We start from the raw sequence: 19,178 nt of genomic DNA, 5'->3' as shown, positions 1-19,178 counted from the left end.
GCGGGCACAGCGCCGGCCGACAACAGGGAGGAGAGAATGGAACTGATCGGAACGGCCGTGATCTATGTCATCATGGCCTGCGCCGTGGCAGGCGCCATCGGCTATATCCGCGACCCCGACAGCGGCATCGGCCGCGAATTCCGCGAGGGGCTCTATGCCATCGGGCCGATCTTCATCCCGGTGGCGGGGATCATGGCCGCGATCCCCTATCTGTCGCAGATCATCAGCGGCGCCGTGGGCCCCCTCTTCGCGACCGTGGGCGCCGATCCGGCCATCGCTGCGACCACCATCATCGCCATCGACATGGGGGGCTACCAGCTCGCCGACACGCTCGCCCAGAGCCGCGAAGGCTGGCTCATGGCCTCGCTCGTGGGCTACATGGCCGGGGCCACGATCATCTTCTCGATCCCCGTGGGCCTCGCCATGCTCGACCGGCGCGACCACAAGTACATGGCTCTGGGGATCATGTCGGGCATCCTCTCGGTCCCGGTCGGCGTGTTCATCGCTGCGCTGATCGTCCTCGCGACGGGCACGCCCATCCGGCCCGAGATCGCGACGACCGGCCCGGCCACGCTCCAGCTCGCGCTGGGACTGGGCGAGGTGCTGCGCGACCTGCTGCCGCTCATCCTGTTCTGCGTGGCGATCGCGCTCGGGCTGCGGCTCGTGCCCGACGCGATGATCGCGGGCTTCCTGTGGTTCGGCCGGATCATGTATGCCGCGATCACGCTCGTCCTCGTCTTCTCGATCGTCGAGTATTTCACGGGCCTGTTCACCACGCTGTTCGGCGGCTGGGGATTCGACCCGATCATCGCCGACGAGGCCGACCAGTTCCGCGCGCTCGAGATCGCGGGCTATATCGGGATCATGCTCGCCGGGGCCTTCCCGATGGTCTATCTGATCACCCGCTATCTGGCCGGACCGATGGAGGCGGTCGGCCGCCGTCTGGGCCTGTCGCCGGTCGGTGCGGCTGGGCTTCTGGCGACGGTGGCCAACATCCTTGCCATGTATCGCCTCGTGCGCGAGATGCGGGCGCGCGACAAGGTCCTCGTGATCGCCTTCGCGGTCTGCGCGGCCTTCGCCTTCGGCGACCACCTGGCCTTCACGGCGAACTTCCAGCCCTCGCTGATCCTGCCGCTGCTCGTCGGCAAGCTCCTCGGCGGGGCCGTGGGCTTCGCGATCGCGGTCTGGCTGTCTGTCCCCAAGGCCGAGGCTCTGGAAGCGCAGGAGGCGCCGGAGCCCCGGGACACGCAGGCCAGCCACCGCCCGGCTCCGGCCTGAGCCGGCCCGCCGCAGGGCACAGCCGCCCTGCGGCCAACCCGTGTCACGATGGGGGAAAGTGGCAGCCCGTAGGGGAATCGAACCCCTCTTTTCAGGTTGAAAACCTGACGTCCTAACCGATAGACGAACGGGCCGTCCGGACAGGGGCCTACCTAGACAAAGCCTGTGGCGGGGGCAAGGGGGTGCGCGCCGATTTCGGTGAGGTGTCCTTGCGTCAGACGAGGGAGGCCCCCCGCCGTCCGGCCGGGGCCGCGTCCTCGAGGCGGAGCTGCACGCGGCGGCGGCCGTTCCAGGCGTCGGCCTCGAGCCGGCCGGCGACGTGAAAGCGCCCCGCGCCGGGCCGGAGCGCGGCGAGCGGCCCGTCGGCGGCGCCGAAGGCGATGGCCTCGAGCCGGCCGCCCATGCCGTCCGACAGGGCGAGCCTGAGATGGTTGGCCCCGACCACGCGGGCGTGGTCCACCGCGAGGTCGGGAAACGCCCAGCGCGGCGAGGGGGCGGCGGCGCCGAAGGGACCCGCTCGCTCGATCCCCTCGACCAGCGCGACCGAGGCCGCACGCGGCATCAGCATCCCGTCGAGCGCGAGGTCGCGGGGCCCGCCTGACCCCGCGCCCTGCCGGGCGAGCAGCTCGGCCAGCCGGTCCATCGCTTGGCCGAGACGATCGCGCGCCACCGTGAGGCCCGCGGCCATGCGGTGCCCCCCGCCCTGGAGCGCGTGCCCCTCGGCCGCAAGCCGCGCCACGGCGCCGCCGATGTCCACGCCCGCCACCGAGCGCGCCGAGCCGCGCGCGACATCGCCCTCGATCGCGAGGACGACAGCCGGGCGGTCGGTGGCCTCCTTGAGGCGCGCGGCGACGATGCCGACGACGCCCGGATGCCACCCCTCGGCCGCGGCCCAGGCGAGCGGGCCGGGGCCCCGCGCCTCGGCCTGTGCGAGGGCTTCGGCGCGGACGCGGTCCTCGATGGCGCGGCGCTCCTCGTTGTGGCGGTGGAGCCGCTCGGCGAGCGCGCGCGCCTCGGTCGGATCGTCGGTGGACAGCAGCCGCGCCCCGAGATCGGCGCGCCCCACGCGCCCGCCCGCGTTCAGGCGGGGACCGAGCACGTAGCCCAGGCTGTGGGCGGAGGGCGCGGCCGCGAGGCCCGCCACGTCGGCAAGGGCCACGAGGCCCGGCCGCTCGCGCCGCGCCATGACCGCCAGGCCCTGCCGCACGAGCGCCCGGTTGACCCCCGTGAGCGGGGCCACGTCCGCCACCGTGGCCAGCGCCACGAGATCGAGCATTCCCAGGAGGTCCGGCCCCTGCCGCCCCTCGGCCCGCAGACGGCGGTTGGCCTCGACAAGGCAGAGAAATACCACCCCGGCCGCGCAGAGATGGCCCAGCGAGCCATCCTCGTCCGCGCGATTGGGATTGACCACGGCCAGACAGGCGGGCGCCGTCTCGGGCCCCAGATGGTGGTCGAGCACGATCACCTCGGCGGGGCAGGCGGCGATGGGCTCGGGCGCCGCGGTGCCGCAATCGACGCACACCACGAGGTCGTGCGCTTCGCCCAGCGCCCGCATGGCGGGGGCGTTGGGGCCATAGCCCTCCTCCAGCCGGTCGGGGACATAGAGCGTCGCCTCCGATCCCAGCGCGCGAAGCCAGGTCAGCAGCAGCGCGGCCGAGGCGGCGCCGTCCACGTCGTAATCGGCGAACACCGCCACGCGCTCCTGCGAGCGGACGGCGGCGAGCAGGCGCGCGGCCGCCCTGTCCATGTCCCTGAGCCGCAGCGGGTCCGGCAGCAGGTCGCGCAGCTTGGGATCGAGAAAGGCCGCCGCCTCGGCAGGTCCGACCCCGCGCCGGGCGAGCGTCAGGGCCACGGCGCGATCCACCCCCGCTTCGCGTGCCACCGCCTCGGCCAGGCGGTCCTCCTCGAACGAGGGACCGATCCAGCGCCGGCCGGTGAGCGAGCAGGACACGTCGAGAAACGCCATGCCCCCGTTGCTGTCCCCAGGGCGGGCGCTTGGCAAGGGCTCAGCGCACGGGATTGCGATAGGTCATGCGGCGCACCGACCCCGTCTTGGAACGCATCAGCATGGTCTCCACCGTGACCCAGCCCGGCTCGCGCCGGATGCCGGGCAGCAGCGAGCCGTCGGTGACGCCGGTGGCCGAGAAGATGACGTCGCCCGTCACCATGTCGTCGCGCGTATAGACGCGGTCGAGATTGGTGATCCCGGCCTTGCGCGCGCGCTCGCGCTCGGCCTCGTCGCGAAACAGCAGCTTGCCGAAGATCTGGCCGCCCATGCACTTGAGCGCGGCCGCGGCGAGCACCCCCTCGGGCGCGCCGCCCGAGCCCATGTACATGTCGATGCCGGTCTTCTGCGGTTCGGCGCAATGCATCACGCCGGCCACGTCGCCGTCGGTGATCAGGCGGATCGCACATTGGGTGGATCGCAGCTCGGCGATCATCTCCGCATGGCGGGGACGGTCGAGGACGCAGACGGTGATGTCGCGCGTGGAGACCCCCTTGGCCGCCGCGAGCGCCGAGACGCGCTCGGCCGGGGTCATGGCCAGCGTCACGGTGCCCGGCTTGAAGCCCGGCCCGATGGCGAGCTTGTCCATGTAGACGTCCGGCGCGTGCAGCAGCGTGCCGCGCGGGCCCATGGCGATGACCGCGAGCGCGTTGGGCATGTCGCGCGCGGTCAGGGTCGTCCCCTCCAATGGGTCGAGCGCGATGTCCACGGCCGGACCCTGGCCGGTGCCCACCTCCTCGCCGATATAGAGCATCGGCGCCTCGTCGCGCTCGCCCTCGCCGATGACCACGACGCCCCGGATGTCGAGCTTGTTGAGCTGGTCGCGCATGGCGTTGACGGCGGCCTGATCGGCGGCCTTCTCGTCGCCGCGCCCGATATGGGCGGCGCAGGCGATGGCCGCCGCCTCGGAGACGCGGGCGAGGCCCAGCGACAGCATGCGGTCGTGGAATTCGGGGCTGGCGGCCATGGGCGGGATCCTCGGGATGGTTGCGCCTCACGGACTAGCGGTTGCGCCGGGCGCCGTGAAGCGCCGGTGGCGCTAACGGCCTCAGACCGCCTCGATGCGCAGCGCGACGGGGCGGCCCTCGACGACGCCAGTCTCGGCCATGCCCCCCAGCGCCTCGTCGAGGGCGAGGCGCGTGGTGCGGTGGGTGACGATGAGGACGGGGGCGGTGGCCGCCTCGGCATGGCCGTATTGCCGCATCCGGTCGATGGAGATGCCCGCATCGCCCAGCACGCGCGCGACCTTGGCCAGCGCGCCCGGCTTGTCCACCAGGTCGAGCCGCAGATAGTAGGGCGCGGCGACGGCGCCCCGTGCGGGTCGGGCGCGCCGCAGGCTGGATGCGGGCCGGCCGAAGGTCGGGATGCGCACGCCGCGGGCGATGTCGATCACGTCCCCCAGCACCGCGCTTGCCGTCGGCCCTGCTCCGGCGCCTGCGCCCCGCAGGACGATCTGGCCGGCCGAATCGCCCTCGATCACCACCATGTTGGTGCCGCCCGAGAGCTGACCCAGAGGCGAGGTCGCGGGCACGAGGCAGGGCTGCATCCGCTGCTCGAGCCCGCGGCCCGTCATCTGCGCCACCCCCAGGAGCTTGATGCGATAGCCCATGTCGCCCGCGCGGCGGATGTCCTCGATGGTGACCGACCCGATCCCCTCGAGCTCGACCGCGTCAAAGGACACCTCGGTGCCGAAGGCGATGGCGGCGAGCAGCGACAGCTTGTGGCCGGCATCGATCCCGTCCACGTCGAGCCTCGGGTCGGCCTCGAGATAGCCGAGCGCGCGCGCCTCCTCGAACACGGTCTCGTAGGGCAGGCCCGCCTCCTCCATGCGGGTCAGGATGTAGTTGCACGTGCCGTTCATCACGCCGAGCACCCGCGTGACCTCGTTCGCGGCCAGGCCCTCGGTCAGGGTCTTGATGACGGGAATGCCGCCGGCCACGGCGGCCTCGAAGCGGATCACGTGCCCCTTGGCCTCGGCCGCGAGCGCGAGGGCATGGCCGTGATGGGCGAGAAGCGCCTTGTTGGCGGTGACCACGTCCTTGCCGGCGTCGATGGCGGCCTCCACCGCGGCGCGTGCGGCGCCCTCGTGGCCGCCGATCACTTCCACGAACACGTCCACGTCCGGCCGACGGGCGAGCGCCACGGGATCGTCCTCCCAGGCCAGGCCGTCGAGGCTCACGCCGCGGTCGCGGGTACGGTCGCGCGCGCTGACGGCGACGGGCTCGACCGGACGGCCCGCCCGAGCGGCCAGAAGCGCACCATGCCGCTGCAGGATCGCGAGCACGCCCGTCCCCACCGTTCCGAGACCGGCGATGCCAAGGCGGAGGGGCGGACGGGTCATGGCTGGGCCTTTCGTGGCGCGAAGGTGGCGCCGGGGTTAGCCTGTCCCGCCTGCTATGGCAACGAAGGGCCCTGTCGCAGCCGCCGGGCCTCCTCGGGGGTCAGGGCGCCGGTCTGCAGCGCCTCGGCCCGCGCCCGCAGGGCCTCGAGCCGCGCGGCCTCGGGCGATGCCGGGGGGGTCGCGGGTGCGGCACGCTCCTCCAGCGCCTCGGCGCGCGCGCCGATGGCTGCGACGGCGCCCGCCGGGGGAGGGGGGGCCGCGGTCAGGGCGCCCGCCCGGGCCGCCAGCGCGGCCTCGAATCCGCCCGAGGCCGGCAGGGCGTCGGCCGCCGCGAGGAGGGGTCCGAGCGGCACCAGCGCGGGCGGGGGCAGATCCCGCTCGGCCGCGGGGATGCGGTCGTCGAGACGGGGGGCCGGCGCGCAGGCGCAGAGAAGAAGAAGGAGCAGAAGGGGGACCGCGCGCCGCATCATGGGGCCGACCATAGGCCCGCCTTCGCGGCGGCGGAAGATCAGCAGGTCGCGGTGGCCATGGTGCCGCCGGTGTTCTGGGTGTTCCAGCACAGGTTGGCGGCAAAGCGCGGCCGGGTCACGACGAAGTCGCGGAAGGTGAAGGGTTCGATGCCGACGCGCGCCACGGGTCGGTAGGGCACCCAGGTTTCCGTCACGATGGCGATTTCGGCATCGGGCATGATCGGCAGGAACGGTCTGACCTTGGGCATGTCGGCGTCGCGCAGCGCGGCCACGCCCGAACCGCGCACCTGGGACCAGACGACGCGATAGCGGTCTCCGCTGCTCTGGTAGCGCACCACGCTGATCCGCATGCGCCGGGGCTGGTCCGTGGCCGTCATCGTCCCCTGCAGGGCGAACAGCCCGTCGAGATAGGCGGGGGTGACGAACTGCGTCTCGCGGCTCAGGATGTCGCCGATCGTATAGGCCGTGCGGGCATTGATCGCCTGGGCGCGGAAGCCGTCGAAGAAGACGAACGTTCCCAGGAAGACCCAGACCAGGGCCGGCAGGATCAGCATGCCCTCCACCGCGATGGAGCCGCGCTCGTCCCGGAGGAAGCGTCGGATCATGGTGCTATCCGTCAGGCCGGCTCGACCACGAAGGCCGAGGACGAGGTCAGCCCGAAGCTGCGCCCCTCCGGCCCGACGAGGCGGAAGCCGATGCCCGTGGCGGGAAAGAGCGGCTCGAACAGGGCGCAGGCGCGCAGCAGCATGAGCTGGTTCGACTGGCCCGGCGTGAAGGTGCGCGCCGGTCGGGCCGGATCGTTGCGGTCGATGCAGTCGGGCCGGGGATCGAGCGGGCGCCAGGCGCGCGGGTTGACGGGCCGCATCTCCACCTTGAGGTCGTTGAGGCAGTCCGGGATCACCGCCGCGCCGGCGCAGATCATCCGGCGCAGGGTGTCGTGCGTCACCTGGGGGACGGCGCCGATGCGGACCTGCCGCACGGCCAGGTCCACCCCCCGGTCCAGCATGACCTGCCGCGTCAGGATCATGCCCAGTTCGAAGGTCTGGAGGAACAGGAACAGGAACACGGGAACGACGATGACGAACTCGATCGTGCCGTTGCCGCTCTCGCGTCGCAGGAACCGCGACAGCCAGCGGCGCACGGACCGGCGCGCGACGCTCATTGGATCAGCCTCAGCTGGTTGATCTGCGCGGCGATCGCACGGAACGCGGTGCGGATCTCGAGGCCCTGCGCATCGAAATAGTGGCCCGGCGAGGAGGCGCAGTATTCGAGTTCGCGCTCGCCGCCCGGATCGGCCTCGAAGGCGATGCCATAGACGATCACGCCCTCGGCGCGGGCGCGGTCGCACATCTGCCGCAACTGCCGGTCCATGTCGTTCGTGTCCGTGCGGGTGCGGAAGGCGTTCATCATCGCGTCGGCGATGGCCGCTCGTCCCGATGCGGTCGTGTGGAGCGGCCGGCCGTAGAGCTGCCAGGCCACCCAGTGCATGCGCACGTTGGCCCAGACCTGCGCCCAGGTCTGGGCGTTGGCGCCCCACCAGCAGGCCTCGTTGGACTTGAGGTTCCCCCGCCCGTCGTCGGCGTTGTTGCACACGCCGTCGCCGTTGACGTCGATGCGGCGCAGGCTGCCCTCGGTGTAGGGCACGTTGTTGGCCGGCGCCGTGCCGTTCCAAGGTCGCGCATGCCATTGCGCCAGGTGCGGCACCCAGAAGGGGCGGCTGTTGGCCAAGGTGGTGGCGTTGGAGCGGTCCACGCGGCTCTCGTGGAAGATCGAGTAGTTCGCGGTGCTGTCCGTGGACCGCCAGATGGGCGAGACGGTGTTGCCGCGATAGCCGTCGTTGACCCGCTCCTCGGCGAAATGCTCCCCGTCGGTCATGAGCACGATGACCTTGAGCGTGTTCTCGCGCCGCCAGTCGTAGGGCCGGCCCGCGAAGAAGGAGGGGATCTGGCCCGTCGAGATGAAGTGGTTGAACATCCCGCGCGACGCCGGATCGAGCAGCGTCATCCCCCAGCGCATCCCCGCATTGATCGAGGTTGCCCCGACGGCGGTGAGGTTGTTGATGTGGCTCTGAAGCTGCGCGATGTTGCGCATCGGCAGGCGCACCACGTTGGTCGTGGAGGGTGGGCACCAGACGTTGGTGAGCTGCACGGTCGCGCGCGACGTGTCGTTCCAGCCGTAATAGCTGTTCTGCCGGGTCGTGGTCGAGAAGGTGTCGGCGTGCTGCGTGGCCGGCATCACCTGGTTGCGCGGGATCGTCTGGACGCCGTACACGCTGGGCGGCAGGTCCACGCAGTTGACGTTGGCCGGGCTCGTGACGACGTCGTGGATGCCCGTGTACCACGCACGCAGGGCGGGTCCGAGATTGACCTGGCCGTTGAAGGGCACGAGCCCGATGGAGATGCGGTTCTCCGTGTCGTTCTGCAGCACGACCTGCACGAATTCGGTGGCGGCCGTGCGGAGGTTCACCATGCGGTTGTTGGCCAGCATCGAGCCCGACACGTCGAGGACGAGGATGATCTCGATGTCGGAGATGATCTCGCGCGCCGTGCTCGCGCCCTGCGCGGTCAGGCGGGGCACTCCGGCCATCTTCATGAAATACGTGTCGAGGCCGGTCTCGGCCGTGGCCGAGACGGTCCGGCTGTTGAACGTCTCCTGCACCGTCACCGAGGTGAGCCGGTCGAGCAGCCCCGCCTTGGCGAAATAGTCGCGCACCACGTCCTCGGCGTTGCGCGTCTGGTCGAGGTCGGCCGCCGCCAGCACCGCACGGTCCAGCGTCCCCTGAAGCTGCGCGCGCTGGGATTCGAACCGCATGGCATCCACGCTGATGCCCGCGACGATCAGCATCATGACGAGCAGGAACATGCCGAAGATCACCATGGAGCCGTCCTCGTCGCGGACGAAACGGCGGCAGGCGGTCGGGATGCGGCGGTGAGGGGCGCGCATGACGGTCCTTTCGGGCGGGTCGTCCGGCGGACGACGTTTCCCTTGAACCATGCGAAGCGGCCGGAATTGTGGCGCCACGGAACCTTTCGCTTCCGGAACGGAAGGGACGGGGACACGATCGCGCCGCTTGCGCCGCATTGTTTCGCCCGAGGGCCGTTCGGCCGCACCGGGCGGAGCGGTGGCCGGATCGGGCGCCGCATCCTACCCTCCGCTGCGGGGCGCAGGCGTCGCGGTGAGTCGCGGACCCGCGCCAGCCCGAGGAGGAGGCCCATGAAGGACAATCCCGTGCAGACCGCCGCGCCCGAACCTAGCTTCCGGGATTCCGTGGACCTGATGTTCAACCGCGCCGTGCGGTTCATGACGCTCCCGCCCGGGCTCGAGCAAAAGATCCGCGTCTGCAACGCCACCTATACCGTGCGCTTCGGCGTGCGCCTGCGCGGGGCGATCCACACCTTCACCGGCTACCGGAGCGTCCACAGCGAGCACATGGAGCCGGTCAAGGGCGGCATCCGCTACGCCCCCTTCGTCGATCAGGAGGAGGTGGAGGCGCTTGCGGCGCTCATGACCTACAAGTGCGCGCTCGTCGAGGTGCCGTTCGGCGGCTCCAAGGGGGGGCTCTGCCTCGATCCGCGCGAGTGGGACGAGGAGGAGCTGGAGCGGATCACCCGCCGCTTCACCTACGAGCTGGTCAAGCGTGACCTGATCCACCCGGCCCAGAACGTCCCCGCCCCCGACATGGGCACGTCCGAGCGCGAGATGGCCTGGATCGCGGACCAGTACCGGCGGATGAACACCACGGACATCAACGCCTCGGCCTGCGTCACCGGCAAGCCGCTCAATGCCGGCGGCATCCACGGCCGGGTGGAGGCCACGGGACGGGGCCTGCAATACGCCCTGCGCGAGTTCTTCCGCCATCCCGAGGACGTGGCGCGGGCGGGATTGTCGGGCGGGCTGGAGGGCAAGCGGGTCGTGGTCCAGGGCCTCGGCAACGTGGGCTTCCACGCGGCCAGGTTCCTGTCCGAGGAGGATGGCGCGCGCATCGTGGGGATCGTCGAGCGCGACGGGGTGCTCTGGAACGACGACGGCCTGCGGGTGGAGGTCGCGCGCGAATGGCTCCTGCGCAACGGCGGCCTGCGCGACTGCCCGGGCGGCCACTTCTCCGAGGACGGGGCGGCCGCGCTCGAGGCCGAATGCGACATCCTGCTGCCCGCCGCGCTCGAAGGCGTCATCCACCGCGACAACGCCGCACGCATCCGTGCGCCCCTGATCGTCGAGGGCGCCAACGGTCCCGTCACGGCCGCCGCCGACGCCATCCTGCGCGAGAAGGGTACCGTGGTCATCCCCGACCTCTATGCCAATGCCGGCGGCGTGACGGTCAGCTACTTCGAATGGGTCAAGAACCTCAGCCAGATCCGCTTCGGCCGCCTGCAGCGCCGCGCCGAGGAGGCGCGCCATGCCCTGCTGGTCAGCGAACTCGAGCGCCTGTCGGCCGATCAGGGGCTCGGCTGGACGCTCTCGCCCAGCTTCAAGGACCGCTACCTGCGCGGCGACGACGAGATCGAGCTGGTCCGGTCCGGCCTCGATGACACGATGCGCGCGGCCTATGGCGCGATGCGCGCCCTCTGGCACGAGCGGCCGGAACTCGGCGACCTGCGCACCGCCGCCTATGTGGTGGCGATCGGCCGGGTGGCCGCGAGCTACCGCGCGAAGGGCCTCTGAGCGGCCTGCAGGTCACGCCCTTCGCGCTCCGCCGCCGAGACGGAACGCAACGCGTTTTCCGCGCCGCCGGGCTGCGCTAGGAGGGGGATGGTCCGGCGGGGCGGTCCCGCCGGTGCGATCCGCCGGAGGGGAATGCCGTGAACGCCGCTCTCTCGACCCTGTTCAGAACCCTGTTTCCGCTTCTCGTGGCCCTCGCCGCGCTGGCGGTGCTGGGGCTTGGGGTGGCGGCCTGGGCCACCGGGGCGGGCCTTCTGGCCGCGGCCGCGATCGTCCTGGGGGGGCTGGTCGTCCTGTCCGCCGCCTTCGGCCTCGTCGCCCTCCAGATCGAGAACACCGAGCTTCTGCGCCGGATTGCCGAAGCCCTCGAGGAGGGCGCGCAGGCAGGCGACGCGCCCGCCCGGCCCGAGGGAGGCGCGCTGTCGCTGGTCCCGCCCGCGGCCGGCCCGGCCGTGCCCGCCTGGCTCTCGCCGCCCCGCCCGGCGGCCGTCCCGCCGCGGTCCTCCGCGACCCGGGCCGAGCCGCCGCTGCGCGCGGCCGCTCCGGCTCTCCGCCCGGAGCCTCCGCTGCGCGGCGCGTCGGGCCGCTGAGCCGGCTCAGCCCAGCCCGGCCGCCGCCCGCAGACGGACGGGCAGGGTCCGGCCGGACTCGAAGCTCCGCCCGGTCCCGAGCGCGGTGACGCGCACGAGGGCGGGCGCGAACAGACCCGGCTCGATGGACGCGAAGGCGCCCCCCGCGGCCGCAAAGGCCTCGGCGAAGGGCCGTCCCCATTCGGGCGACCGGCAGGAGGGCAGCGCCTCGGCCAGCCGTCGCGCCTCCTCCTGGGGGGCCTCGGTCCAGAGATGGACGCGCGCGCCGTAGAGGATCGCGTCGTTGCTGCGCCCCATCGCCGCCACCGGGTCGGGATGGGGCGCGGCCAGACCGGCCAGCGCGGCCCCTTCCCGGACAAGACGGGGATCGAACCCGAGGCCCCGCAGCCGCGCCATCGCGCATTCGAGCGCGCGCGCGGCGACCTGCACCGCCCCCGCCAGGCTGCCCGTCGGCGCATGCAGCAGCGCGAGCCGGTCCGGTGCCACGCCGCAGGCCCCGGCCGCCTCCCGCGCCAGGGCGGCCGGGGGCGGGACAGGCCCCTCGACCACCAGCACGGCCTCGCCTTCCCGCTCGCGCGGCGCGAACTCGTCCGCCACCGGGTCGGGCCGGGCCAGCGTGCGGGCGGGTCCCGATCCGAGAAGCGGGCCGTCCGCGGACTCGAAGCTCCAGCCCGCATACTGGCAGCCGAGGCAGGCGGCGACCGGCCAGGCCGTGCGCACCGTCACCCCCCAGGGCAGCGGCCCCTCCGGCATGGGCACCAGCGCCACCTCGGCCAGCCCTCCGAGGCTGGCCTGCGCCAGCCGCAGACCGGCCTCCAGACCGCCGCGGTGGCGGTGGCCGCAATCGACGATCAGCGGTCCCTCCCCGCCCCGGCGGACGCCGACGCCGAGCCGGCCGGCCTCGGCCGCCAGCCGCCGGGCGATCCGGGCCGCACGGCGGTTCGGCCCGAGGGCGGGGGTGGGCGAGGCGTCCGGGGCGGGCGGGGCGATCGGCATGGCGCAGCCCAGCGCCCGGCGGCGGCGCCGGGTTCCGTTGTCACCCGCAGAACGCTGGGCTAAGGCGGATGACGCCCCGCCGCCTGCCTGCAGCCGAACCGCCGCCCGATGATCCGTCGCCTCGTTTCGTGTCTCGGCCTTGCCGCCGCTCTGGTCGCTCCCGCTGCCGCACAGGAGGGGCCGTCCTTCGACTGTCGCCTGGCGCGCAGCGCGACCGAACAGGCGATCTGCGCCTCGGCCGAACTGTCCCGGATCGAGCGGCGCATGGTCGAGGCCTATGAGGCAGCCGCCGCGCGAATCGGCCGCTCCGCCGCCCGTTCGGTGGCCGACGAGCAGCTCGCCCGGCGCGAGGCCTGCGGCGCCGATCCCGACTGCATCGCCGAGCGGCTGACGGTGGCGCTGGGCATGTTCCTGGGCCTAGCCGATCCCGAGCCCGACGCGCCCGAGCCTCCTGCTCCGGGCCCCCTGGCCGTCCTGCCGGGAGGGCTGGCCCCCCTTCCCCCCGAGGGGCTGGAGATCGGCGGGCAGCCGCTCGCGCCGCGCGTCCAGCCTGCCGCGGCCGCGCCGGCCTCGGCCCTGCGCCCCCCCGCTCGCCCGGCCGGGCTGGGCGCGGCGCCGGTCCTGTCGCCCGTGGCGCGCGCGTTCCTCGCCCTGCCCGACTGGCGGCGGCAGGCCATCGAGGGCCGTCTGGCGCAGGCCGGGTTCCACCGGGGCGCCGTGGACGGCGTCTGGGACGAGGCCACCGCCGCCGCGATCGACGCCTTCGTGCGGCGCGCCCGGGACGACGGCTTCATCATCGATCCCGACAGCGGCGAGGGCGCCGTGCAGGTCCTGTCCTTCATCGACAGCGACCCGTTCCGCCGCCGCTACCTGGGCGAGACCTTCCGCCGCCCGGACCGCGTGGGGGACTAACCCCGGCTTCCGTGGATCGCGGCGGCCGGAATCTCCAGAAGGGCCGGCCCCCCCGCTTCGGCCGCCGCGCGCAGCCGTCCGGGCAGGGCGGCGGGGTCCTCGACGCGCTCGGCCCGCAGGCCATAGGCGGCAGCCACGGCCACGAAATCGGGCGCACCGGGCGTGACTCCCACGGGCTCGGCCCCGGCGCCGCGCATGGCCGTCTCGATCTCGCGGTAGCCGTGATTGTTCCAGACCACCACGATCACCGGCAGCCGCTCGTCCGCCAGCACGCCGAGCTCGGCCAGCGTGAACTGCAGCCCGCCATCCCCCGCCAGGGCCACGACCGGCCGGGACGGGTCCGCCACGGCCGCTCCGGCCGCCGCGGGCAGCGCCCAGCCCAGCGTGCCGAAACCCGTGGCGCTGTTGCACCACAGCCCCGGCCCGCCCGCCGCGAAGACGAGGTTGCCGGCATAGACCGGCTCGGTCGAATCGCCGAAGATCGGGCTCTGGGGCAGCGTGTCGCGGATGGTCTCCAGGACCGTCAGGGCCCGGGCATGGGCAGGCTCGAGCGCGGCGCGCGCCCCGTCGCCGGCGCGGGCGGCCCGCTCGGCGCCGGTCCCCTCGCGGCGGCGCGGCCCGAGCGCGGCGCCCAGCGCCGCGAGCGCCACGCCCGCATCCGCCACCAGCGCAAGCGCCTCGGGCCCGCGCGCGATCCGCGCGGCGTCCCGGTCCACCCGGATCAGCCCGCGCAGCGGGGGAAAGCCCCCGTCCTCGTACATGTCGAGATCGGTCGCCCCGAATTCGCAGCCCACCGCCAGCACCGCATCGGCCTCGGCCAGCAGCGCCCGCACCGGCCCGAGGCTCGGCGAGGCGGCCACCGCCAGCGGGTGCCCCGCCATCAGGCCGCGGGCGTTCGTCGTCTGGACCACGGGGGCATCCAGCGCCTCGGCCAGGGCGCGCAGCGCTGCCTCGGCCCGTCGCGCGCCCCCGCCGGCCAGGATCGCCGGGCGTTCCGCCGCCTCCAGCCGGCGCGCCGCCTCGTCCAGGGTTGCGGCATCGGGGGCGGGGGGCGGCAGGGGAGAGCGCGGCGCGGCCAGCTCGGGCGCGGGCAGGGCCAGCACGTCGAGCGGCACCTCCAGATGCGCCGGTCCCGCGCGACCGCCCGCACCCAGCGCCATGGCCCAGGCCCGCTCGATCGCCTCGCCGAGTCCCGCGGGGTCCAGCAGCGTCTGGCTGTCCACGGCCACGCTCGCCACGGTCGCGCGCTGGTCGGGCAGTTCGTGCAGCGTGCCGCGCCACCGGCCCAGATCGCGCCGCGCGAGCGTGGAGGACAGGACGAGCATCGGCACGCCCTCGGCGCGCGCCTGTCCCATGGGGGTGAGAATGTTGGTCAGACCCGGCCCGGTGATGACAAGGGCCACGCCGGGCCGTCCCGTGCGGCGGGCATAGCCGTCGGCCATGAAGCCCGCCCCCTGCTCGTGGCGCGGCGTGACGTGGCGGATGCCCGAGGCAGGCAGGCCGCGATAGAGTTCGATCGTATGCACGCCGGGGATGCCGAACACGGCCTCGACCCCGCGCGCTGCCAGATTCCGCACCAGCTCCTCGCCGACCGTCGCCACCCCGACCTCCCCTGTCGCGTTCCGTCAACCGTTCCTTAAGGTTTCGCAGGTATGGTGAACAGGCCCGGGGCGAATCATGCCCGGAAAACGGGTGGGCCGGTGCGACCGCATGGTCGGGCCGGACCCGGCAGGGGAGGGCGAGACGATGGGCGATCTGCCGCCGCGCGCGCGCGTGGTCATCATCGGGGGCGGCGTCGTGGGGGTGTCGGCCCTCTACCACCTCGCGCGGGCGGGCTGGACCGACTGCGTGCTCCTCGAGCGCAACGAGCTGACGGCCGGATCGACCTGGCACGCGGCCGGCAACGTGCCCACCTTTTCCTCCTCGTGGTCGATCATGGCGATGCAGCGCTATTCGGCCGAGCTCTACCGCCGCCTGGGGGACGAGACGGGCTATCCGATGAACTACCACGTCACGGGCTCGCTCCGCCTCGCCCATACGGAGGAGCGGATGGCCGAGTTCGCCCGCGTCGTGGGCATGGGGCGGCGGCAGGGGATGGACCTGTCGCTGGTGGGGGTGGAGGAGCTGCGCGACCGCTACCCCTTTCTCGAGACGCACGACCTGCGGGGCGCGCTCCACGATCCCTCGGACGGCGACATCGACCCCGCCCAGCTCACCCAGGCGCTGGCCAAGGGCGCGCGCGACCGCGGCGCGCGGATCGTCCGCTTCTGCCGCGCCGTGGGGGCCCGGCGCGACGGCGCGGAATGGGTCGTCGAGACCGAGCAGGGCGAGATCCGCTGCGACAAGGTCGTCAACGCCGCCGGCTATCGCGCGCGCGAGGTGGGCGCGTGGTTCGGCCGCGACGTGCCGATGGTGACGATGGGTCACCAGTATCTCGTGTTCGACACCATCCCCGCGCTGGAGGAGTGGTCGCGCGCGGTCGGGCACAAGCTGCCGCTCCTGCGCGACGTGGACGTGTCCTACTACCTCCGGCAGGAGAAGTTCGGCATGAATCTCGGCCCCTACGAGCCCGATTGCCGCGCCTACTGGACGGGTCGGGACGGCGAGGGGGAGATGCCGGACGACTTCTCCTTCCAGCTCTTCCCGGACGAGATCGACCGCATCGCCCCGATCGTCGAGGACGCGATGGCGCGGGTGCCGATCCTGCAGGGCGCGGGGCTGCAGAAGGTCATCAACGGCCCCATCCCCTACGCACCCGACGGCAACCCCCTCTTGGGTCCCATGCCCGGCGTGCCGGACGCCTACGAGGCCTGCGCCTTCACCTTCGGCATCTGCCAGGGGGGCGGGGCGGGCAAGGTCCTCGCCGAATGGATCACCGAAGGGCGCACCGAATGGGACATGTGGTCCTGCGACCCGCGCCGCTTCGGGGACTGGGCGACGCAGGACCACGTGCTGGCCAAGGCGCGCGAGACCTATGGCCACGAATACGCGATCCATTTCCCCCGCCATGCCTGGCCTGCGGGGCGACCCTGCAGGGTTTCGGCCGTCCACGACCGCACCGCGGCGCTGGGGGCGCAGTTCGGCGCCTTCGGCGGGTGGGAGCGGGCGCTGTGGTATGCGCGGCCCGGCGACGACATCTCCGAGGCGGCGACGCAGACCTGGCGCCGGGACGGCCCCTGGGAGGCGCGCGTGCGCGAGGAATGCGAGGCCGTGCGCGACGCAGCCGGCATCCTCGACCTGCCGGGCTTCTCGCGCTTCGAGCTGGAGGGCGAGGGGGCGGGCGCGTGGCTGTCGCGCCAGATCACGGGGCGCCTGCCTGCGCCGGGGCGCCTCTCCCTGGGCTACTTCGCGGACGAGGACGGGCGCATCGTCACCGAGATGTCGGTTCTCGCCCTGGGTGGCGACCGCTTCCTGCTGATCACCGCGGCCGCGGCGCGGCTCCACGACCGCGACTGGCTCCGGCGGCATCTGGTGCCCGGCCTCTCGCTCCGGGATGTCTCGGAGGAGTGGTCGTGCCAGATCGTGACGGGCCCCGCCTCGCGCCGGGTCCTGTCGGCCGTGACCGACGCCGACCTGTCGCGGCCCTGGCTCTCGCATGGAGAGGCGACGCTCGCGGGGCGGCCGGTGCATCTGGCGCGCGTGTCCTTTGCCGGCGAGCTGGGCTGGGAGGTGCACAGCCGCACAGCCGACACGCCGGCCGTCTGGGACGCGGTGTGGGAGGCGGGACAGCCCCACGGATTGCGCCCCTTCGGCATGTGGGCCCTCGACAGCCTGCGCATCGAGAAGGGCTATCGCGCGTGGAAGGGGGATCTCTCCACCGACTACACCGTCCTCGAGGGGACGCTCGATCGCTTCGTGGACTGGTCCAAGCCCGACTTCCGCGGCCGCGCCGCGCTCGAGCGCGAGCGTCAGCGGGGTCCGGCCCGACGCTTCGTCGCGCTGACGCTGGGGCCGAGTCCCTGGGACGCCCCCTACATGAGCACCGTCTGGGACGGCGAGACCGTCGCGGGCGAGATCACCTCGGCGGCCTGGGGCTATCGGGTAGGCGCGCCGGTGGCGCTGGGCACGCTGCGCGCCGACCTCGCGCGACCGGGCACCCGGCTCGAGGTGGAGATGTTCGGCGAGCGCGTGCCCGCCACCGTCCATGGCGAGACCCCGCTCTGGGACCCCGCCAACGAGCGGCTGCGCGCCTGAGGAGGCCCCCCCGAATGATTGATGCAACCGACACGACCGATCCCGCCTGCGCCCCCGCCCGGGCCCGCCGCGCAGGCGGCCGCGCCGCCCGGCAGGCCGAGCGTGCCGCCCCCCTGGCCGAGGCTTTGCGCCCCGTCCGTCCCGGCCTCGAGGGGGGGCGCTACCGGCCCCTGTCCGACGAGGGGGTGGAGCGCATCCACCGCGCGGCCCTCGATGCGCTCGAGCAGGTGGGCCTCTCGAACGCGCCCGCCTCCGGGGTGGAGATCCTGACCGGGGCGGGCGCGGTCCGGGGAGAGGACGGGCGCATCCGCTTTCCCCGCGCGCTCGTCGAGGACATGCTCGCCGTGGCCGCGCGCGGCATCACGCTTCATGGCCGCGACCCCCGGCACGACCTGCATCTGGAGGGCAGCCGGGTCTATTTCGGCACGGCCGGGGCGGCGGTGCATGTCGTGGACGTGGAGAAGCGCGAATACCGCGACTCGACCTCGCACGACCTGTTCGCCGCGGCCAAGCTCGCCCAGGGTCTCGACAACATCCACTTCTTCCAGCGCGCGATGGTCTGCCGGGATATCCCCGACAACCTCGAGATGGATCTCAACACCCTCTACGCCTGCTGCTCGGGCACGACCAAGCATGTGGGCACCAGCTTCTCCGATCCCGCCCATGTCGCCCCCGCCCTGGAGATGCTCCACATGATCGCCGGCGGCGAGGACAAATGGCGCGAGCGGCCCTTCGTGTCGAACTCGAACTGCTTCGTCGTGCCGCCCATGACCTTTGCCGAGGAATCGTGCCGCACGATGGAGGCGTGCGTCCGCGGGGGCATGCCGATCCTGCTGCTCTCGGCCGGGCAGGCCGGGGCCACCGCCCCCGCCTCGATCGCCGCGGCCATCGTGCAGGCGGTGGCCGAGTGCCTGGCGGGCGTCGTCTATGTCAACGCCATGAGCCCCGGCTTTCCGGCGATCTTCGGGACCTGGCCCTTCGTGTCGGACCTGCGCACCGGGGCCATGTCCGGCGGCTCGGGCGAGCAGGCGCTGCTCACGGCGGGCTGCGCGCAGATGCACCGCTTCTACGGCCTGCCCGGCGGGGCGGCGGCGGGGATCGCGGATTCCAAGCTGCCCGACATGCAGGCAGGGTGGGAGCAGGCGATCTCCAACACGCTGGCGGGCCTGTCGGGCCTCAACATGGTCTACGAGGCGGTGGGGATGCATGCCTCGCTCCTCGGCTTCTGTCTCGAGTCGATGGTGCTGGGCGACGACCTTCTGGGGCAGGTGCTGCGCTGCGTGCGGGGCATCGAGGTGACGGAGGATGCCGTCAGCGTGGAGGTCATCCGCCAGACCTGCCTGGGCGGCCCCGGACACTATCTCGGCTCGGACCAGACGCTCAGGCTCATGCAGACCGACTACGTCTATCCGGCCGTCGCCGACCGCATGAGCCCCAAGGAATGGAACGAGATGGGCCGTCCCGACCTCCTCGACCGCGCCGTCGCCCGCAAGAACCGGCTCCTCGACGAGTGGCGCCCCGTCATCGACCCCGCCACCGACCGCGCCGTGCGCGAGCGGTTCCGGATCCATTTCTGAACAGTTTCGGCTTCAAATCACCTGTATTGCTCTGTCGCTCGGCTCAGCCTGATCGCCGACACATTTCTTCCTGAAGATCAGCAAACTCTTCCACTGCTCGGGCCCGGGCCTCCGGCGATGCTTCACGAGGTTGAAGGTAGGCGTATTCAATCTGGG

Annotated in this window: 15 protein-coding genes and 1 tRNA gene; 6 read left to right on the top strand and 10 right to left on the bottom strand. The window is 72.9% G+C overall.

Annotated elements, in window-relative coordinates:
- Positions 1 to 36 precede the first annotated feature (36 nt).
- Positions 37 to 1,278 carry an ethanolamine utilization protein EutH gene (gene eutH / locus GT358_RS06995; protein ID WP_166581876.1) on the top strand — a complete coding sequence of 414 codons (1,242 nt, stop codon included), beginning with the start codon at positions 37 to 39 and terminating at the stop codon, positions 1,276 to 1,278.
- Positions 1,279 to 1,337: 59 nt separating this feature from the next.
- On the opposite strand, the gene GT358_RS06990 is transcribed toward eutH, so the two are convergent.
- From GT358_RS06990 to GT358_RS06955, 8 genes are all read right to left on the bottom strand, one after another.
- Positions 1,338 to 1,412 (bottom strand) — tRNA-Glu (locus GT358_RS06990).
- Between the two features lie 80 nt (positions 1,413 to 1,492).
- The gene (gene recJ / locus GT358_RS06985; RefSeq protein WP_166581875.1) at positions 1,493 to 3,244 is read right to left on the bottom strand and encodes a single-stranded-DNA-specific exonuclease RecJ; all 1,752 of its coding nucleotides are present in this window, start codon (positions 3,242 to 3,244) and stop codon (positions 1,493 to 1,495) included.
- A 40-nt stretch (positions 3,245 to 3,284) separates the two neighbouring features.
- Positions 3,285 to 4,250, bottom strand: a complete 966-nt coding sequence (gene glpX, locus GT358_RS06980) for a class II fructose-bisphosphatase (protein WP_166581874.1) — start codon at positions 4,248 to 4,250, stop codon at positions 3,285 to 3,287.
- An 81-nt stretch (positions 4,251 to 4,331) separates the two neighbouring features.
- Complete coding sequence (locus GT358_RS06975) at positions 4,332 to 5,624, bottom strand: homoserine dehydrogenase (RefSeq protein WP_166581873.1); 1,293 nt, start codon at positions 5,622 to 5,624, stop codon at positions 4,332 to 4,334.
- 53 nt (positions 5,625 to 5,677) lie between these two features.
- Positions 5,678 to 6,106 carry a hypothetical protein gene (locus GT358_RS06970; protein ID WP_166581872.1) on the bottom strand — a complete coding sequence of 143 codons (429 nt, stop codon included), beginning with the start codon at positions 6,104 to 6,106 and terminating at the stop codon, positions 5,678 to 5,680.
- A gap of 26 nt (positions 6,107 to 6,132) precedes the next feature.
- Positions 6,133 to 6,699 (bottom strand): TadE/TadG family type IV pilus assembly protein, encoded by a 567-nt coding sequence (locus GT358_RS06965; protein WP_166581871.1) that lies wholly within the window; start codon positions 6,697 to 6,699, stop codon positions 6,133 to 6,135.
- Positions 6,700 to 6,710: 11 nt separating this feature from the next.
- Entirely contained in the window at positions 6,711 to 7,256 is a 546-nt protein-coding gene (locus GT358_RS06960) for a TadE/TadG family type IV pilus assembly protein (protein WP_166581870.1), read from the bottom strand.
- A complete protein-coding gene (locus GT358_RS06955) occupies positions 7,253 to 9,037 on the bottom strand; it encodes a TadE/TadG family type IV pilus assembly protein (protein WP_166581869.1) in 1,785 nt (594 codons plus the stop codon). Before GT358_RS06955 ends, GT358_RS06960 begins: the two co-directional genes overlap by 4 nt.
- 270 nt (positions 9,038 to 9,307) lie before the next feature.
- Here GT358_RS06955 and GT358_RS06950 point away from each other — a divergent pair, with 270 nt between their 5' ends.
- Positions 9,308 to 10,756 carry a Glu/Leu/Phe/Val dehydrogenase gene (locus GT358_RS06950; RefSeq protein ID WP_166581868.1) on the top strand — a complete coding sequence of 483 codons (1,449 nt, stop codon included), beginning with the start codon at positions 9,308 to 9,310 and terminating at the stop codon, positions 10,754 to 10,756.
- 137 nt (positions 10,757 to 10,893) lie between these two features.
- Entirely contained in the window at positions 10,894 to 11,343 is a 450-nt protein-coding gene (locus GT358_RS06945) for a hypothetical protein (RefSeq protein WP_166581867.1), read from the top strand.
- Between the two features lie 6 nt (positions 11,344 to 11,349).
- On the opposite strand, the gene mch is transcribed toward GT358_RS06945, so the two are convergent.
- The gene (gene mch / locus GT358_RS06940; RefSeq protein WP_166581866.1) at positions 11,350 to 12,339 is read right to left on the bottom strand and encodes a methenyltetrahydromethanopterin cyclohydrolase; all 990 of its coding nucleotides are present in this window, start codon (positions 12,337 to 12,339) and stop codon (positions 11,350 to 11,352) included.
- 108 nt (positions 12,340 to 12,447) lie between these two features.
- Here mch and GT358_RS06935 point away from each other — a divergent pair, with 108 nt between their 5' ends.
- Positions 12,448 to 13,251, top strand: a complete 804-nt coding sequence (locus tag GT358_RS06935) for a hypothetical protein (protein WP_166581865.1) — start codon at positions 12,448 to 12,450, stop codon at positions 13,249 to 13,251.
- Here GT358_RS06935 and GT358_RS06930 read toward each other — a convergent pair.
- The gene (locus GT358_RS06930; protein WP_166581864.1) at positions 13,248 to 14,852 is read right to left on the bottom strand and encodes a 5-guanidino-2-oxopentanoate decarboxylase; all 1,605 of its coding nucleotides are present in this window, start codon (positions 14,850 to 14,852) and stop codon (positions 13,248 to 13,250) included. The genes GT358_RS06935 and GT358_RS06930 overlap by 4 nt on opposite strands.
- 145 nt (positions 14,853 to 14,997) lie before the next feature.
- Here GT358_RS06930 and GT358_RS06925 point away from each other — a divergent pair, with 145 nt between their 5' ends.
- Both GT358_RS06925 and GT358_RS06920 read left to right on the top strand, forming a co-directional pair.
- On the top strand, positions 14,998 to 17,445 hold the full coding sequence (locus GT358_RS06925) for an FAD-dependent oxidoreductase (RefSeq protein ID WP_166582036.1): 2,448 nt from the start codon (positions 14,998 to 15,000) through the stop codon (positions 17,443 to 17,445).
- 14 nt (positions 17,446 to 17,459) lie between these two features.
- Positions 17,460 to 19,022, top strand: a complete 1,563-nt coding sequence (locus GT358_RS06920) for a trimethylamine methyltransferase family protein (RefSeq protein WP_166581863.1) — start codon at positions 17,460 to 17,462, stop codon at positions 19,020 to 19,022.
- Positions 19,023 to 19,178: the final 156 nt, after the last annotated feature.

The organism is Rubellimicrobium sp. CFH 75288 (assembly GCF_009904055.1).
In the GTDB taxonomy this organism is placed as follows: Bacteria; Pseudomonadota; Alphaproteobacteria; order Rhodobacterales; family Rhodobacteraceae; genus Rubellimicrobium.
The sequence above is the reverse complement of the archived record's forward strand: the minus strand, read 5'-3'. Positions and strand labels throughout refer to the sequence as shown.

Coding starts and splice junctions, on each gene's coding strand:
- mch (WP_166581866.1), bottom strand. CDS start 12,339: ATGCCGATCGCCCCGCCCGCCCCGGACGCCTCGCCCACCCCCGCCCTC.
- GT358_RS06965 (WP_166581871.1), bottom strand. CDS start 6,699: ATGATCCGACGCTTCCTCCGGGACGAGCGCGGCTCCATCGCGGTGGAG.
- GT358_RS06925 (WP_166582036.1), top strand. CDS start 14,998: ATGGGCGATCTGCCGCCGCGCGCGCGCGTGGTCATCATCGGGGGCGGC.
- GT358_RS06920 (WP_166581863.1), top strand. CDS start 17,460: ATGATTGATGCAACCGACACGACCGATCCCGCCTGCGCCCCCGCCCGG.
- GT358_RS06975 (WP_166581873.1), bottom strand. CDS start 5,624: ATGACCCGTCCGCCCCTCCGCCTTGGCATCGCCGGTCTCGGAACGGTG.
- GT358_RS06950 (WP_166581868.1), top strand. CDS start 9,308: ATGAAGGACAATCCCGTGCAGACCGCCGCGCCCGAACCTAGCTTCCGG.
- eutH (WP_166581876.1), top strand. CDS start 37: ATGGAACTGATCGGAACGGCCGTGATCTATGTCATCATGGCCTGCGCC.
- GT358_RS06955 (WP_166581869.1), bottom strand. CDS start 9,037: ATGCGCGCCCCTCACCGCCGCATCCCGACCGCCTGCCGCCGTTTCGTC.
- recJ (WP_166581875.1), bottom strand. CDS start 3,244: ATGGCGTTTCTCGACGTGTCCTGCTCGCTCACCGGCCGGCGCTGGATC.
- GT358_RS06970 (WP_166581872.1), bottom strand. CDS start 6,106: ATGGTCGGCCCCATGATGCGGCGCGCGGTCCCCCTTCTGCTCCTTCTT.
- GT358_RS06935 (WP_166581865.1), top strand. CDS start 12,448: ATGATCCGTCGCCTCGTTTCGTGTCTCGGCCTTGCCGCCGCTCTGGTC.
- GT358_RS06960 (WP_166581870.1), bottom strand. CDS start 7,256: ATGAGCGTCGCGCGCCGGTCCGTGCGCCGCTGGCTGTCGCGGTTCCTG.
- glpX (WP_166581874.1), bottom strand. CDS start 4,250: ATGGCCGCCAGCCCCGAATTCCACGACCGCATGCTGTCGCTGGGCCTC.